The sequence below is a fragment of the Paenibacillus sp. HB172176 genome, from assembly GCF_011947265.1.
Taxonomy (GTDB): Bacteria; Bacillota; Bacilli; order Paenibacillales; family Paenibacillaceae; genus Pristimantibacillus.
On sequence record NZ_JAATHD010000001.1, the window covers coordinates 557,327 to 574,373 of the forward strand.

Annotated in this window: 12 protein-coding genes; 7 read left to right on the plus strand and 5 right to left on the minus strand. The window is 51.5% G+C overall.

Features of this window, described 5'->3' with window-relative positions:
- Positions 1-115: 115 nt before the first annotated feature.
- Complete coding sequence (locus tag HFP08_RS02110; protein ID WP_240941005.1) at positions 116-4,843, plus strand: X2-like carbohydrate binding domain-containing protein; 4,728 nt, start codon at positions 116-118, stop codon at positions 4,841-4,843.
- An 85-nt stretch (positions 4,844-4,928) separates the two neighbouring features.
- On the opposite strand, the gene HFP08_RS02115 is transcribed toward HFP08_RS02110, so the two are convergent.
- The 4 genes from HFP08_RS02115 to nirB form a co-directional block, all read right to left on the minus strand.
- Positions 4,929-5,600 carry a TerC family protein gene (locus HFP08_RS02115; RefSeq protein ID WP_168118909.1) on the minus strand — a complete coding sequence of 224 codons (672 nt, stop codon included), beginning with the start codon at positions 5,598-5,600 and terminating at the stop codon, positions 4,929-4,931.
- Between the two features lie 373 nt (positions 5,601-5,973).
- Positions 5,974-6,750, minus strand: a complete 777-nt coding sequence (cobA, locus tag HFP08_RS02120; RefSeq protein WP_168118850.1) for a uroporphyrinogen-III C-methyltransferase — start codon at positions 6,748-6,750, stop codon at positions 5,974-5,976.
- Positions 6,751-6,794: 44 nt separating this feature from the next.
- Positions 6,795-7,109 carry a nitrite reductase small subunit NirD gene (gene nirD / locus HFP08_RS02125; RefSeq protein ID WP_168118851.1) on the minus strand — a complete coding sequence of 105 codons (315 nt, stop codon included), beginning with the start codon at positions 7,107-7,109 and terminating at the stop codon, positions 6,795-6,797.
- An 11-nt stretch (positions 7,110-7,120) separates the two neighbouring features.
- Positions 7,121-9,562: a nitrite reductase large subunit NirB gene (gene nirB / locus HFP08_RS02130; RefSeq protein ID WP_168118852.1), complete on the minus strand. Its 2,442-nt coding sequence runs from the start codon at positions 9,560-9,562 to the stop codon at positions 7,121-7,123.
- 336 nt (positions 9,563-9,898) lie between these two features.
- Between nirB and HFP08_RS02135 the strand changes: the two genes are divergently transcribed.
- The 3 genes from HFP08_RS02135 to sspO all read left to right on the plus strand — a co-directional run bounded on the left by HFP08_RS02135 (position 9,899) and on the right by sspO (position 11,887).
- On the plus strand, positions 9,899-10,513 hold the full coding sequence (locus tag HFP08_RS02135) for an ANTAR domain-containing response regulator (protein WP_168118853.1): 615 nt from the start codon (positions 9,899-9,901) through the stop codon (positions 10,511-10,513).
- A gap of 14 nt (positions 10,514-10,527) precedes the next feature.
- Positions 10,528-11,565, plus strand: coding sequence for an anthranilate phosphoribosyltransferase (locus HFP08_RS02140; protein WP_168118854.1), 1,038 nt, complete (start codon positions 10,528-10,530; stop codon positions 11,563-11,565).
- 61 nt (positions 11,566-11,626) lie between these two features.
- Positions 11,627-11,887, plus strand: coding sequence for a small acid-soluble spore protein O (gene sspO, locus HFP08_RS29575; RefSeq protein ID WP_346768708.1), 261 nt, complete (start codon positions 11,627-11,629; stop codon positions 11,885-11,887).
- Between the two features lie 298 nt (positions 11,888-12,185).
- Here the strand turns inward: sspO and dapA are convergent, their stop codons facing one another.
- Positions 12,186-13,133: a 4-hydroxy-tetrahydrodipicolinate synthase gene (dapA, locus tag HFP08_RS02150; protein WP_168118855.1), complete on the minus strand. Its 948-nt coding sequence runs from the start codon at positions 13,131-13,133 to the stop codon at positions 12,186-12,188.
- Between the two features lie 110 nt (positions 13,134-13,243).
- On the opposite strand from dapA, the gene HFP08_RS02155 reads away from it, so the two are divergent.
- From HFP08_RS02155 to HFP08_RS02165, 3 genes are all read left to right on the plus strand, one after another.
- Positions 13,244-14,110 (plus strand): LysR family transcriptional regulator, encoded by an 867-nt coding sequence (locus tag HFP08_RS02155; RefSeq protein WP_168118856.1) that lies wholly within the window; start codon positions 13,244-13,246, stop codon positions 14,108-14,110.
- A 113-nt stretch (positions 14,111-14,223) separates the two neighbouring features.
- Positions 14,224-14,583 carry a BlaI/MecI/CopY family transcriptional regulator gene (locus tag HFP08_RS02160; RefSeq protein ID WP_168118857.1) on the plus strand — a complete coding sequence of 120 codons (360 nt, stop codon included), beginning with the start codon at positions 14,224-14,226 and terminating at the stop codon, positions 14,581-14,583.
- Entirely contained in the window at positions 14,580-16,649 is a 2,070-nt protein-coding gene (locus tag HFP08_RS02165; protein WP_168118858.1) for a M56 family metallopeptidase, read from the plus strand. Before HFP08_RS02160 ends, HFP08_RS02165 begins: the two co-directional genes overlap by 4 nt.
- Positions 16,650-17,047 lie beyond the last annotated feature (398 nt).

Here is a 17,047-nt window from a genome sequence, read left to right on the forward strand (position 1 = left end):
CCCCGAAAAACAGGGAAGATGTACGCAATATTCGCAGTTGTACCTGTCTACCGCCGCTGATGGTCACTATAATCAAACCTGTAGAAAGCGCTATCATTTCGAAGGGATGGGGATTATGAATTACAATTCAAAGCGGGTAAGAAAAAAGTGGCTTAGCCTTGCATTAGCTTTTGTGGTTATTGCGCAGCTTGGCTTCATCGCGCCTAAAGCGGGCACGGCGCATGCGGCGGATAACGGCTTGGCCGATAAGCCGTATATGGGCTGGAGCAGCTACAGCATGCAGGTATACGACGGTCCTTCGGGCAACTGGATTTCCGAAGCGAAGCTGAAGCAAATGTCCGATATTATGCATGAGAAGCTTCAGTCGCACGGCTATAACTATATTAATATCGACGCGGGCTGGAACGGCAGCATGGATGAATACGGCAGACCTGTGCCGAGCGACGTTCATTATCCGAACGGGTTCGAGAATCTGATCGATTACATCCATAATAACGGCCAGAAGGTTGGTATTTACTTAATTCCGGGCGTCTCGCCAACGGCGGTTGAGCAGGATCTTCCGATATACGGAGCCCCGGGCTGCACAATTGGGGATATTGCTGTGACGCCGTATAAGTACGCGGATTATTGGAATTTGGGCTACAAAATCGATTTCAGCAATCCTTGCGCGCAAAAGTATATCGATTCCATCGCCGACGAAATCGCCGCATGGGGCGTCGATTTCGTCAAGTTCGACAGCGTGACGCCGGGCTCCGGGCATAACGACGAATCCATCGATGCCCGGGATGACGTCAAAGCCTGGTCGGAGGCGCTGAGCAGACATCATATCTGGCTTGAGCTGAGCTGGGCGCTCGATCATAATTACGTCGACTACTGGAAGCAATACGCGAACGGCTGGCGGGTAGACTGGGATGTGGAGTCCTATGACCGCGAGGTAGGCATGACGCAGTGGGCGAATATTGCCAGACTGTTCCCGGACGCGGCATTATGGTGGCGGGATGCGGGACCTGGAGGCTGGAATGACTTCGATTCCTTGAATGTCGGCAATGGAGCGACCTCTGGACTGACCAAGGATGAACGTCAAACGGCGATGACGCTGTGGGCAGCCTCGTCGGCGCAGCTCTACACGGGAGACGACTTGTCCAATCTTGACGATTACGGCCTGTCCATACTTACGAATGACGAGGTCATTGCCGTCAATCAGGCCGGCAGACCGGTGCATCCGGTTTCTACGGCAACAAGTCAGCAGGTGTGGTACGCCAATAACGGCGACGGCACGTATACGGTCGCTTTGTTCAATCTGGGCAGCAAAGGCGCGAATGTGAGCGTGGACTGGAGCGACATCGGTCTCACGGGCTCTGCCTCCGTTCGCGATTTGTGGAGTCATAAGGAGCTTGGCTCGTATGCTTCCGGCTATGGTCCCGTCTATCTCGAGCCGCATGCTTCGCGCTTGTTCAAGGTAACGGCCGCAAGCGGAGCGTCGCTTGTCAATGATGACGATACGGGGATGCGCTATACGGGTGACTGGACAAGAAACGGCGGCAATGAGCTTGTACATGATTCGCAGGATCTTGTGGTAACCGTCGCAGACTCGGCCTCATCGGGTCAATCCGGTTCGAGCGGTGAGAACGGGGAAGAGTCGCAAGGATCGGGCGCGAACGAAGGAGAGGTGTCCGTCACCCATTCGGTCTATATTAACGACAGCGATCCCGCGATTCAGTATTCGAACAAATGGGGCTACAGCAGCGGCAGATCCTTCGGCGATTTCGAGAGCGATGTGCATTACGGCGAGCCGGATAACGGGATCGAGCCTGAATTCTCGTACACCTTCGAAGGAACGGGCATAGAGCTATTCTCGGAGCAAGGCTCCAGCAACGGGAAAATAGACATTTATCTCGATGATCAATTCATGGAAACCGTGGATGCGAACGGCTCGGAGCAATCGGGTCAATATTCCGTCTACAGTGTGTCCGAATTGATGCAAGGAGAGCATACAATCAGGGCGGTTCGCAATCCCGGCGGACAATATTATCTCATTCTGGACGCCTTGAGGGTGGAAACGGACACCTTGCTTGGTGAGCCGTCTGCAACCAGCTTCGATAAGGATTTGCCAGCCGACATAGCGCTAGAGCTGCCGCTTGGAGGAAGCTCGCTGACGGGCATTAAGAATGGCGATACTGCGCTCTCGTCTCCGCAGGATTATGCGATAAGCGGCAATACGCTGGCGATTAAGAAGGAATACCTGCAGCAGCAGCCGTCCAGCCAGACGACGAAGCTGGATTTCAGCTTTGCCGGCGGCGATTCGCAAAGCTTGTCCATTGCGGTAACGGGGACATCCATCGCTCCGTCCTCTGCCAGCTTCGACTTGAAGTCAACCGCTCAGACTAATATTTCGGTTGCTGTAACACTTACCGACAGCAACAGCCTGACGGCGATTAAGAACGGAGAAGAAGCTCTCGCGGAGGGCGAGGATTATACTTATTCGAACGGAACAGCTACCATTCTGAAAAGCTATCTTGCCGAGCAGCCTGTCGGTATGACGAATTTGACATTCGAATTCGAGCTGGGCGCTTCCCGCACGCTGGCGATTACCGTTATCAATACGGCTTCGCCGGGACGATTCGCCTACATCAATGATGACGATCCTGCGATCAAATATACCGGAAGCTGGAATCGCAGCACCGGCAGACCGTTCGGCGATTACAATTCTGATGTGCATTATGTCGAGAATAACGGTGATTTCTTCACCTATACCTTCAATGGCACGGGAATCTCTTATGTGACCGAGCTCGATCAAGGGCAAGGCGAGGTCGACATCTACATCGATGGAAGTCTTCATGGAACGGCGAACACCTATGAAGCGAACGCGCATAACCTGGCTCAGCAAACGGTATACACGGTTGAAGGGCTGACCCCGGGCTATCATACCTTGAAGGCGGTCAAAAAGTCGGGACAGTTCATGCTGCTCGACGCGCTCAAGGTGCAGCTTACTGAATTAATCGACATATCCGCTGCTGATTTCTACAAAGAGCCTGCGGAGCAGACGGATATTACAGTCGAGCTTCTGGGAAGCGTCGATAGCTTCAAGGGCATCTCGAATGGAAGCTATTCACTTGTTGAAGGAACCGATTATGTCATTGCGGGCAATGAGATAACGATTAAGAAGGACTATCTGGCCGCGCAGCCTGTTGGCGATGCGACCTTGACGTTCAGCTTCAAAGGCGATTTCGGCGACGATGTTCACGCCGCGACGGATAATGGGGATTATTACAGCTATACCTTCCGCGGGAAAGGGGTGGAGCTGCTTTCCCCGACCGGCCCGAAACAAGGCGAGATGGACGTTTATTTGGACGGGGAGCTTCAATCGACGGTAGACGCTTACTCGTTGACGCGCGGCGTTCAGCAAAGCCTGTTCCAGGCGCAAGAATTGTCTTCAAGCGGAACCCATACCATTAAAGTGGTCAAAAAGTCGGGCGATGTCATGCTTGCAGACGCTTTGATATTTGATGTTGTCGGCCAATCCGACACCAGCACGAACCCGCCTTCGGGCAACGGCGGATCAGGAGGCACGGGAGATGCGGGAAGCGTCGGGTCCGGGACGGTGAATGTTGTTCATTCGACTCAGCCGGACGGCACCGACAAATACGAAGTCAATCCTTCGAGCGGAGAGACGAAGTCGCTGATTGAAAAGCAGAAAGCTGCAGGCGCCAAATCTGTCGTCATTGCCATACCGGATAAGGGAGACGGAAAGTCTCTGACGGATGTGACGCTGGACACGGAATCGTTGGCGCAGTTGGCGGACAGCGGTCTGGCTGTTGACATCGATACGGCGAAAGCGAAGCTATTCATCCCGAACGGGTCGCTTCATGACTTGGGAGAAGAAGTATACTTCCATATCAGCGGCATTGCTCCTGACGACCAAAGCAGCGAGCTGGAGCAACGGGCGAACGGGACGGCTATCATAACGGCAGCGGCGGGCGGCAAAGAGGTGACCTTGATCGGCCAGCCTATGGAAATCGAGTCGAATCTGCAGAATCGCGAAGTTACGCTCGTATTGCCGCTTGGAGAGGAGCTAAGCGATGCCGAGCTGAATCAGCTTGGCGTCTACATCGAGCATAGCGACGGAACGAAGGAATTCAAGAAAGGCGTCATTACATCCTTCGGCGACGGTCAAGGCATTCGGTTCACAATTGATAAATTCAGCACCTTCGCGGTATTCAAGGCGGATGGCACAGTGTCCGACTATCCTCATGAATCGTATATCGAAGGATACGAGGGCGGTCTGTTCAAGCCGGAGAACAACATTACCCGTGCAGAGATCGCAACGATTCTGTCCCGAGTCGTGAATCGCGATGCGAATGCGGACAGTTGGACATACAGCGATGTTGCCTCGCAGTATTGGGCGGCTGAAGCCATTGCAGCTGTGACGAAGATGGGCTTGATGCGGGGCTATGAAGACGGAAGCTTCAGACCTGAGCAGGGAGTTACTCGTGCGGAGATGGCGGCAATTGCTGCCGGCTTCGGACTGAATGAAGCGCAGGCTGGAAAAGGTTTTACGGATATTGCAGGCCATTGGGCGGAGGAAGACATACTGGCTGCTCAGGGAGCAGGATTGATCCATGGTTATACGGACGGCAGCTTTAGGCCGAATCAAACGCTGACCCGCGCCGAAGCTGTAACGATTATCAATCGTGTGCTGGGAAGAGGTCCGCTCTATGGCATAGAGCAATCGCCATGGAAGGATGTCGCGAAGGATCATTGGGCGATTAGAGATATTGAAGAGGCTTCAATCGCTCATAGCTTCGAGGCGAGAGACGAGGGCGGAGAGTTGGCTGTAGACTAAAGAACAAACCGAATCTGTTGATAGAAGATAGAGAAAGGACCTCATACTCCCGAACAGGGGGAATGAGGTCCTTCTTGTAATCCATTTATCCAATGGATCGCATGCGGTCATCCTTGTCCTTGACGGATTCCTCTGTCGGCTTCTTCTTCATCGTACGGATGCCGATGAGGGCGATGATCACCGCGAGACCGATTGGAAGTATAAGATGCAGAGAGCTGAAGTTCTCCTCGATCCAGTCATGCGCAGCTTTGTCTCCGACAATCATCTCGCCCGAAGTATATCCAAGCAGCGCAGCGCCTAGCAGCACGATGATCGGAAATCGATTCATCAGGCGCATGAGCAGTTGACTGCCCCAAATAATAAGCGGTATGCTGACTGCAAGTCCGAGCATGATAAGAAGCAAATTGCCGTCAGCCGCGCCGGCTACAGCAAGCACATTATCCAGGCTCATCACGAAGTCGGCTATAATAATCGTGCGGATTGCTTCGCTTATGCGGCTGCTTGTCTTGATTTTCTCGTCTTCGTCATCCTTCTTCAGAAGGTTGATCGCAATATAGATCAGCAGCAATCCTCCGAGAATTTGGATAAAAGGAATTTTCAAAAACCAAACCGCGACGAAGGTAAGGATAACGCGCAGACCGATCGCTCCAAAGCTGCCCCAGAAGATCGCTTTCTTCTGCTGATGGGCGGGAAGAGCGCGGCAGGCGAGCGCAATAACAACCGCATTATCTCCGCTTAGCACGATGTTGATAAGCATGAGTTCGAGTAGGGCGAATATAAATTCACTTGCATTCACTAGATCTGGCTCCTCCTTCTTGTTGCCGATAAATCCTGCTTTTCATTCTGACCGCTTTTATTTTGTCGTCCTCATTTAGAGGTTGTCTTTTTACAGCATACCACTTGGGCATTTCTTTGTCATGCAAAGAAAACGGTTGCAGGAAGCATGTATGAAAATTTTTCTTCCTATTAATACATCAATAAAGAGATAGGATCATTTGAATTATCGTGCGCTATTTCGCCTATTCTCATTCATCCTTATATGAAAAACAAAACGAAGCAGCGACGCTTCGTGTTCGTTCAATAGAAAAAGCCGATCGCTTAAACGACCGGCTTTCACCAAAAGCATCCCATTAACTGATCATTGCCACCGCTTGCTGCATCGCTGCGGCAAGTCGGTCCCGAATCAAAACTACTTCTCCGATGATGATAAGAGCAGGATTCTTCACCTTCATCGATATGGCGCGATTATGAATATCCCCCAGCGTTCCGGTGATCACGCGCTGCTTATCGGTCGTTCCTTGTTCAATTAATGCGACGGGAGTGACGGACGGCTTGCCATGCTTCAGCAGCTCCAGACTGATCTGCTCCAATTGCCCGACGCCCATATAGACGGCGAGTGTATCCACGCTATGCGCCAATAAGTCCCAGCGAACAGGCTCATGATCGCCGTTGCAGCGATTGCCCGTTACACAGGCGAAAGATGCTGCCACGCCGCGATGCGTTAAGGGAATATCGGCGGAAGCTCCAGCTCCAATGGCGGAGGTGATTCCCGGGATGGTCTCATACGCCATTCCCATCGAGACCAGCTCCAAAGCTTCTTCGCCGCCCCGTCCGAATACATAAGGATCGCCGCCCTTCAGTCTGACGACAATATGTCCTTGCGAAGCATAGTGGATAAGTGAATCGTTAATGGCCCTCTGAGTCATCGCATGAGCGCCGGGCAGCTTGCCGCAATAGATAAGCTCGGCGTCGCCCTTGGCATGCGAGAGCAGCTCGGGGTTCACAAGCCTGTCGTACAGAATTACATCAGCGGTTTGAATGCAGCGAAGCGCCTTGAGCGTTATTAATTCGGGATCGCCCGGCCCAGCGCCGACCAGGTAGACCTTGCCTTTGTTCGTCGTCAACATGCGTATCTCCCTTCTGAGCCATTATTTCGAATTGTTTATATTTCCTAGACGGAAATATAAATCGATCCGTTCTCCGGGTCAACTTCGGTCTCGTAGGTGTTCACGCAGCCTTCATCCGGAGCTTGAACCTTGCCGGAGTGAAGGTCGATTTTCCAGTCATGCAGCGGACAATGAACCGTTGTTCCACATACCATGCCCTCCGAGAGAAGCCCCTGCTTATGGGGGCACAGATTCTCTACGGCCAGCACGCTGTCGTCGCTTAAGCGGAAGACGGCGATTTCGGTTCCATCAAGCTTGATTCGGCGAGAGCCGAGCACATCGATTTCATTTAAGGTGGCTACCAATACTTTTGTTTTCATGTGAGGGCCTCCTAGCTATTTTGCGGCTGCAAATTCGAAATGGATTCAAAATTTTTGCGAAGCTCTTTCGTTTCAACGATTTTTTTCCATGGATCGGTTTGCAGGCTGATTGCCTTCTCGATGCGTTCTTTGAGCACGAGTCGATCCTCTTGCTTCTCCAGCGCCTTCTTCACAAAATCAAGACCGACTCGCTCGATCCATTGCGCGGTTCTTTCGTTCCATACCGCATTCTCGCGATAGAGCTGCAGGAAGGCGGAGGACCATTCCATCACTTCTTCCTCCGTCTTGACGACGGTGAGCAGATCGGTTGCCCGAACCTTCACGCCGCCGTTGCCGGCTACATGAATTTCCCAAGCGCCATCAATGGCGACTACGCCGACATCCTTGATTGTGGCTTCCGCGCAGTTGCGGGGACAGCCGGATACGGCAAGCTTGACCTTGGCCGGCGTGTTCAGCCTCTCGAACGCCTTCTCCATCTGGATGCCCATAGCCATGGAATCCTGCGTGCCGAAGCGGCAGAACGTATTGCCAACGCAGGTCTTCACGGTGCGAAGCGTCTTGCCGTACGCATGACCGGAATTCATGCCGAGGTCCTCCCACATGCCAGGCAAATCTTCCTTTTTCACCCCAAGCAGATCAAGCCGTTGACCGCCGGTGAATTTTACTAACGGAACCTGGTATTTCTCCGCAACCTCTGCGATCTTCTTCAAGTCGGCCGGAGAGGTTACGCCGCCGTATACCCTTGGCACGACGGAATAAGTGCCATCCTTCTGAATGTTGGCGTGATAACGCTCGTTTGTAATTCTCGATTCCTTCTCGTCGACATAGTCTTCCGGGAAGAGCATGCCGAGATAATAATTGAGGGAAGGTCTGCATTTCGAGCAGCCTTCGGGGTTGCTCCATCCCAGCACGTTCATGACTTCCTTGGTCGTCTTCATGCCGGTGCGCTGAATTTCGGCGACAATTTCATCCCGATCGAGCGTCGTGCATCCGCAGATGCCTTCCTTCACAGGCTCGCCTGCCTCATCGCCGGCATAGAGGTGAAGCAGTCCCTCAACGAGCGGCTTGCAGCCGCCGCAAGAGCCGGATGCCTTCGTGCAGGCTTTGATGGAGCTGACGGTATTGCAGCCTTTGTTCTGAATTGCGTCTGCGATTGTTTCCTTCGTTACTCCGTTGCAGCCGCAGATGATTTCATCCATGGGCAGGGCAGCCAAACGTTCCGCAGGATTCGCCTGAGCGGCGCCTCCGCCCGGAGCGAAGCCAAGCAGGAGCTCCTTCTCGCGGCCCTTGATGGACTCACCTTTTTTCATCGTGGAGAAGAGCATCGCTCCGTCCGTCGTATCGCCGTACAACACGGCGCCAATCAGCTTGCCGTCTTTCATAATCAATTTTTTATAAGTGCCTTCCAGTTCGTCCTGGATCTTCAGAGCTTGCGTTCCCGGTTCTTCGATGAATTGGCCAGCCGAGAATACGTCACAGCCTGATACCTTCAATTTAGTAGAAGTAACAGAGCCGTGATACCCGTCAGTTGCCGATCCTGCCAGATGCTTGGCAAGGACAGCGCCTTGCTCGTAAAGCGGTGCGACCAATCCATAGACGATGCCGCGATGCTCGGCGCATTCGCCGACGGCATAGATGTCGGGCACGCTGGTTTCCATGAGGTCATTAATGACGATGCCGCGATTCACTTCAATGCCGGAGTTCTTCGCCAGCTCGACATTGGGCTTGATGCCGACGGCCATGACGACGAGATCGCCTTGCACGGAAGTGCCGTCCTTGAAGGCAAGGCCCGTAGCGCGTTGCTTGCCGGTAATGGCGACCGTGGATTTCTCCAGCAAGAAGTTCATGCCTTGCGCCTCCAGCTCCGCTTGCAGCATTTTGGAAGCTGTCTCGTCAAGCTGTCTCTCCATCAAATAAGGCTGAATATGCACAACGTTAACTTCCATGCCCAGATAGAGAAGTCCGCGGGCCGCTTCCAGACCCAGCAAGCCGCCGCCGATGACTACCGCCTTCTTATAGCTCTTCGCGGCATCGACCATCGTCTCGCAATCCTTGATATCGCGGAAGGCGATGACGCCTTCCTTGTCCGCTCCCGGAAGCGGAAGCATGAACGGATTCGAACCCGTCGCGATAATGAGCGAGTCATAAGCGACTTCAAGGCCGAGATCTGTTTTCACTGTCTTGCTTTGCGAATCAATGTACGTCACGGTCTGACCGGTATGAAGCGATATGTTGTTGTCCTTGTACCAGTCCCAGTCGTTCAGCACAATATCCTGCATGTTGGCTCCGCCTGCTAATACGGATGACAGCATGATTCGGTTGTAGTTGGGATGCGGCTCGGAACCGAAGATCGTAATATCATAAGCTTCCTGATTTAATTTTAACAAATGTTCAATGACTCTTACCCCGGCCATGCCGTTTCCGATGAGTACCAGTTTTTTTCTGTGTGTCATGTTATCTCTCCTCTCGCTTGCCTGAAAATATAGAAAGGCCTGCCTAGTAAACATGGGTGCAGTGGAATCTCCCATGAATGCTAAAAGCAGGCCTCTTTGCCGCTTTCATACGAATACGACATTGTACTCGCGAAAGAAATATTTGAATGTTGTAGAGTTAATATACCGCGGATTTAAGTTTTGTGTCAACTTATCTTACATAAAATCTTTTTATAATTTGGCAGTCGACAGTTTCTTGACGTTTGTGTTATAAATATTCACAACAAGATGGAGAGGAATTGGAGATGCGAAACTTGATGATTGATGTTAGGAATGCAGGGAGGGGAGTGTTCGTTCATGCGATTCTTGTTATTGATTGAACGCGGCATCGCCACGAACGAGTCGCAAGGCAGAACGTCGCAAGCTGCCGACAAGACACTGTCGCCAAAGCATGTATTGCAGTCGCATGGGTATGAAGTGAAGCTGCTGAAGTATAACGATCCTCCGGAGAAGAGCATGGACGGCGTCGACGCCATTGTTATGAACTTGCCGCTGAGCGAGGCGGAGGGCTGGCGGAAGAAGCTGGTTGGCCACAAGCCCATGCCGCTCTTGTGGTGGTGCAGCGAACGCACCGCAATTGCCTCCAATGCATTTTGCGAGGATGATATATGCGTGGACGGCATCCTGACCCGGGACATGAGCAATCAAGCGGTGGAATGGGCGCTTCATATCGGAGCGAAGCAGAGCATGGAGCGCCAGCAATGGCATATTGAGAAGAAACAATTGGAATCCCGTCTGGAAGAGCGGAAATGGATTGACATGGCGAAGGGGATTTTGTGCAAAATCAAAAATGTATCGGAAGCGGAAGCATATGAAATGCTGAGGAAGCAAGCGATGAATGAACGAAAGCGCATGGTGGATGTAGCAACCTCCATTGTGAAGGTCTATCAGCTGCTTCAAGATCAAAAATAGGGGAGGGCGTACAGATGATAACGCAATTACTGAAGGAAGTAGGCCGCGGCAAGCGGGGCGCCCGGGATCTCGAAGGAGAAGAAGCATCCCTGGCAGCGGATCTTATTGTCAATAGGAAGGCGACGCCGGCGCAGATCGGAGCCTTTCTGATCGCAGAGAGAATCAAGATGGAAAGCGTCGATGAGCTGGAGGCTTTCGTGCTGGAATGCCGCAGCCAGGCTTATCGGGAGCCTATTCATCAAGGACTGGATTGCGCAGGGCCCTATGACGGACGCAAGAAATCATTCTATGCGACCTTCCCTACCGCGTTCTTGCTCGTATCGGCAGGGCTGCCGATTACCTTGCATGGAGCGCCGTCCCTGCCGCCCAAGTGGGGCTTGACACTTCATGATTTATTGAATGAGCTCGATATTAAGGCGGATCGGCTGCCAAGAGAGCAGCTTATTCGGACAGCCCGTGATACTGGCGTGCTCTACGTACCTACGGAGGAGTGGTGTCCGCCGCTCGGCAAGCTGCGCGGCATCCGGGAAGAGCTCGGCATGCGCACCGTTCTGAACACAGCCGAGAAGCTGATCGACTTCTCCTTGTCCCCTTATCTCGTGTACGGGGTATACCACAATACCGTGTTCGAGAGAATGTCCAAGCTGATGTCGAATCTGAAATACAAACGGGCATTGATCGTTCAAGGCGCGGAAGGCTCTGAGGATGCGTTCATCGATCGTCCTACCCGCACCTACCTTGTGGAGAATGGCGAATCCGAGCTGCATGTCTTAAATCCGGACAGCTACGGCGTGCAGACCCAGCTGCCCGAAATCGAATGGACAGCCGAGAGGCAAGTGATTGTCGCCGAGGAAGTGCTCAGCGGCGAAGGCCATATGGCCTTCGCCAATCAGGTGATGCTTAATGCAGCCGTTCGATTGCGCCTTGCTGACAAGGTTGATTCCATCGAAGAAGGGTTGTATACATGCAAATCCTTGCTCGACAGCGGCAAGCCGCTGGAGCTCTATCGACGCTGGAGAAACTCGCTTCGCAGCGGCGTGAAGACGGTGTAGAGGAGCTTGGCGCGAGGTTCACGGGGCTTGCTGCGAGATTGCTATCACTTGGGAAAGCCTATTGAAGGGCGGGATCGTCATTCGTCATTCCAGACCCGGCTTTCATCGAAGTCCCTTGCATACGAATCATCACGACAGCGCAACCTATGAGCTGGAGGTGTATGGGATGGCAGCGAAGAGCAAGTCGGGCTTGCAGAGCGGAGTCAGCGACAGGCAGGCGATTAAGGGAAGCCAAACGCGCGAGTTCGATCACGAATTCGCGAATGAACCGTTGACCGAAGCCGAGAAGCTGAACAATAAGAAAACGAAGAAACGTCAATAGGCAAATCCTATGAGCGCGCGGATGAATTTCACCGCGCGCTTTTCCTGCACGCCAGAACTTATAAAGTTTCGGCCAGGGGTCTTCCGCCTGGCACTGATTACGATAACAACACGATCCAAGGCAGCTATCCACTTGCAGTGTTGGTGACCAGCGTTGCAGCACCATCCCAGGCAGCTATCCACTCAGCAGCGTTGATGACCAGCGTTGCAGCTTCCAAAACAGCACGGTACCGCGTATTTGTGCTGATTAACTCTTTGACAAGGAAATAGTTAGTTTTTTTATATGAAAAATTCGTGGTTTACATTGCATATAGCGCGGCCTCCAATTTCTCTCGCAATGCAGCTGAAATCGGGGTCATTGGAAGTCGCAACTGATCGCTGTCAATCAAGCCGTTCTTGGCAAGCAGCCATTTGATCGGCGCGGGATTAGGCTCTTCGAACAGCAATGCGATGAGTTCCGTAAGCGAGTCAAATGCGGTCCTGGCTTCCACGAATGAGCCTTTCTGAAACGAATTCCACACTTCTGAGAAAATCTCCGTGTTCACATTGGCCGAGGCCAGAATGCCGCCGCTGGCTCCAAGACACAGCTTCGTATAGAAGAAGGAGTCGTCACCGCAAAGAATCGGCTTTGATTCATGGCGCGTAAGCTCCGAGATCAACTCGATGCCGCCGCTGCTGTCCTTCAGACCAATCACGCCGTCCAAATCCATGATGCGGCGCATGGTACCCACGCTCGTGCGAATACCTGTACGCGATGGAATCTCATAAGCGATAACGGGGACGCCGACCGATGAGATTTGCCGGAAATGCTCATAGATCCCTTCCTGAGACGGTCTGCTGTAATAAGGTACAACAACCAGCGCGGCGTCTGCGCCAAGCTTGCCTGCAAGCTCTGTTCTTCGAATGCTTGAGGCCGTATCGTTCGTTCCGGTTCCAATGACGATAGGCATTCGTGGAGATTTTGCAGGACTTAAGCTCCTTGTCGTTGCACTTAAGCTCCTTGCCGTCGCACTCAAGTTCCTGGTCGTAGCAGCCTGTTTCCTCGTCAATTGAAAGAGCGATTCCACCTCCTCCCACGCGACAGTCGGACTTTCGCCGGTTGTTCCATTTACGACAAGCCCCTGAATATTTTCTTGAAGCAGCTTGCCGATATAGCGCTCATATGAAGTTAAATCCAGCTTTTGATTAGGCAAGAACGGTGTTATGACAGGAATGAACAGACCTTCTAAAGCGTTGGCGTCAAGCATACAGGATCCCTCCAAGTGATTTGTTATCGCTAACGTAACATAGAATTAGTCATCGACGTTAGCTATAATAGTTGATGAGTCATATCAATAATATTGATGGGGTGACTGCCATGGATCTGACCTACTTTCATACCTTTCGAACGGTTGCCAGACGACAAAGCTTTACCCGGGCAGCCGAGGAGCTTGGCTATGCGCAATCCAGCGTAACCACGCAAATTCAGAAGCTCGAGAAGAGCTACGGCGTTCAATTATTCGAGCGTCACAGCAAGGGACTCCGTCTGACAACGGCCGGCGAGGAGCTTCTTCGAATTACGGTTCAAATGCTCGATCTGTATCAGCAATCCAAGGAAAAGCTGACAAAGCAAGGAGGGGGAACACTGCATATCGGCACGATCGATTCCCTTGCAGCGTATTATTTGCCGCCGATTATCCAGCAGCTTCGGGAGCGGTATGAAGAGCTGACCATTCAGCTCCTGCCGGGTATGGAGAATGAAATTGTGAGCAAGGTGAAGGAGGGAGAGCTCGATATCGGCATCATACTTGAGAGAGAGCCTTCGGACCCCGCCCTTCACTGGACGGCTATTCGCGAAGAGCGGCTTATTGCAGTCGCGGCGAAGGGGCATCCATTGGCAGGCCTGGAACCTATTATGCTGCGGGATTTGGACGGCATGGAATGGATTATGGCAGAGGACACCTGCAACTATCGCATGATGCTGGAGAAGGTGCTGAACAAGAACAACATTGCCTATCAGGTTGGTTTGGAGCTGGGAAATCCGGAGGCGATCAAACGATATGTGATGTCGGGCACAGGAATTGCGCTGCTGCCGCAAATGGCGGTGGAGGAAGAAATTCGGAGAGGGGATCTGGAGGCGCTGCCATTCTCGCATGGGGATATTAGTCTGCAGCTGCAGTGGTTTGTCCATCCGAACAAATGGATTTCCCATGCGTTGCAGGCATTCATCGACTCGCTAAGGTGAGGTCACAATCGTGAAATCGATTCGCTGTCTTCTTGACCTTTAAGGTTTATTACGATAAACTTCTCAGTGAGGTTTATTTAAGTAAACCTAAACGGGAAGAGGTGAATTTCTTAATGGAAATGTACAAATTGTATGATGCTGAATATAAATTCGCAAGCTTGATCTGGAGCAACGAACCTATTAATTCGACAGAGCTTGTGAAGCTCTGCCAAGAGCAGCTTGGCTGGAAAAAATCAACCACTTATACCGTTCTGCGGAAGCTGTGTTCGAGAGGAATTCTGCATAATGAAGCTGCTGTTGTGACGGCCTTGGTGAAGCGCGAGGAAGTTCAGGAATTTGAAAGCGAAGCGCTTATCGACAAATCATTCGGGGGATCGCTGCCGACCTTTCTCACGGCGTTCTTAGGGAAGAAGAAGTTGTCCGCCAAAGAAGCTGCTGAACTGAAACGGATTATTGAGGAGGCAGCGGAATGAACGAGCTGACGTCGCTCTTCATTATGATTCTAAACATGAGCATCACGGCAACATATGTGGCTGTCGGTGTTATGATGATTCGATTGCTGCTGCGGAAGCTGCCGAAGATCTACTCTTACGCGTTGTGGTCCGCCGTCCTGTTTCGTTTGGTGACACCGTTTACGATTACTGCGGCGATTAGTTTATTGGGATTCCTGCATGGGAGCGATCAGGGCAGCAACGGTGAATTCGTCTATGTTCCGCAGAGCATCGGAATGATGTCAGAGCCGCAAATACATACCGGAGCAGGCAGCACAGTAGACAGCTCAGTCAATCAGATATTGCCTGAACCGCAAATAACGAACAGTGTGAACGGGATGCAGATTTTTATGAGCGCTGTGAGCTGGATTTGGTTGATTGGCGTAGCAGGACTGCTCGTGTATCATGTTGCTTCCTACTGGCGGTTGACCCGTATGCTACGGACGGCGACGAAGGTGTCCTCGACCGCCAATCGAATCTTCGAATCGGACCGCATTCAATCGCCATTCGTGCTTGGTTTCTTCAAACCGGCGATCTATGTGCCGATCGGAATCGAAGAGAATGAGCTGAGGCATATTGCTGCGCATGAGGAGATTCATATTCGCAGACGTGATTATTGGGTAAAGCCTATTGCTTATCTGGCAGTCATTATGCATTGGTTCAATCCGCTGATGTGGCTTTCCTTCGCTTTGATGAGCAAGGATATGGAGATGAGCTGTGATGAAGCGGCTGTAAGGAAATTGGGCTTGGAAGAGAGAAGAGACTATTCTCGAACCCTCCTATCTTTAGTTGTGAAGAAGCATACTGGGCTTCGAGGAATTCCACTGTCTTTCGGAGAACATCATATCTCATCAAGAATCAAGAGCTTACTTCGTTATGAGTCGCCAGGTTCTAAGGCTGCTGCAATTGGTGTGCTGGCGGTCGTAATCTGTATCATCATGCTAATCGTAAATCCAGGGTCGACAGAACCATCTGACGATAACGGTCATCCCGGAACAGCATCGTCTAGTAAGGACGCGCAGAATGCAGTACGCCATTATCAGATTGACGAGCTTCTTTCCAATCAGACCGACTATATCGGCGACAACAGCAAGGTTGCGGCCTTGATCGCTTCCTTGCCTGCGGTTCCGGGGATAGAGCGAGGTACTTTCTCTTTGCAGACAGAGCAACAGCCTTACGAGCTTACCATTCATTATAAAATAAACCAAGACGAGTTTTCAGATCAGCGGCGTGGAGCTGCCGAGATCGAGGTTTACCGCAATGCAGTCATTCTGTTCAGCTTGATTGGGAATGCTGGTCAGATTAACAATGTAATCTTGTATGATGATGAAGAATCTAATGGCAGCATTCAACCGGCAAGCAGTCAAATCAGCTATACGAGAGAACAGATCGAAAAGTTGTTATTTCAAGATGTTAGAGTACTTGCAGAAGACAAACCGAAATTCACAGAATTTCTGCGGCGGGTTTCACAATTAGGCCGAAGGGATGGTAGTTCTGAATGGTCTATTCCTGTCCAGCAATCGATTATTCCGCTGACGAATATCCTTATAAATAATCCTCCCGGAAGTCTATATTTCGTTAGAGTGGAACTGACAGATGGAAGCATCCCGGTTGCGGATGGATGGGATTTCGCGGGGAACTTTCAACTGAGAGTGAGGAATCCGGCTTTATCAAAACTTGACAATACAACTTCAATATACACCCAGTTATCAAATGATTTCGACCAAGAAATCCTGCAATTTGCCGATCGCTTTGATCTCCTATTTGCGGATTATAATGGGGATGGTGATCTGGATTTCACCTTAGGTCAAAGAGTCAGTGATGAGAATAGCGTATACCAGCTGTACACCTTGTCTGACAAGGGCGAGATCATGAAGTTAGAGACAGAGGGCGCATTGCTCCTTCATGGAAGGAATCCTTCCGTGAAGTTTGAGAAAGCGGGCAACACGGGCTTTATCGTGGACATCTACGATGAACAGAGCCAAACGTATCAGAAAAAGCAGTTTCATTGGAATGGCGCTAAGTTTGTTTTATATGCGGATAGTTAATATTCTTTGAGCTGTAAGGGATGAGAATAGAAACTCAGAACTGCATAAGCCGCAATTTCCAATTGACGCCTCGAAGTCCCCCTGCTATAATGATTGGCAATTAAAGATTTCCAGCGATGACCGAAGACATGATTTCCTTCAAGGGCTGTTCAGAGAATGAGGTGAGTGGTGCGAGCCTCTGCAGCGACCGGATGGAGATTACCCCTTCGCAGCCGTGATGTTGAACCCGAGAATTGCTGTGATTCCGGAAGTATGCATGACCGATTTATCCTCGATACCGGATACTCAATAAGGATTTGCTTGACCGCGCTAGGTCTATGACTATGACATATGACACCCGGCAGCAAATCGAATGAGGGTGGAACCACGAGCTGAACGCACTCGTCCCTTGGTGGAGA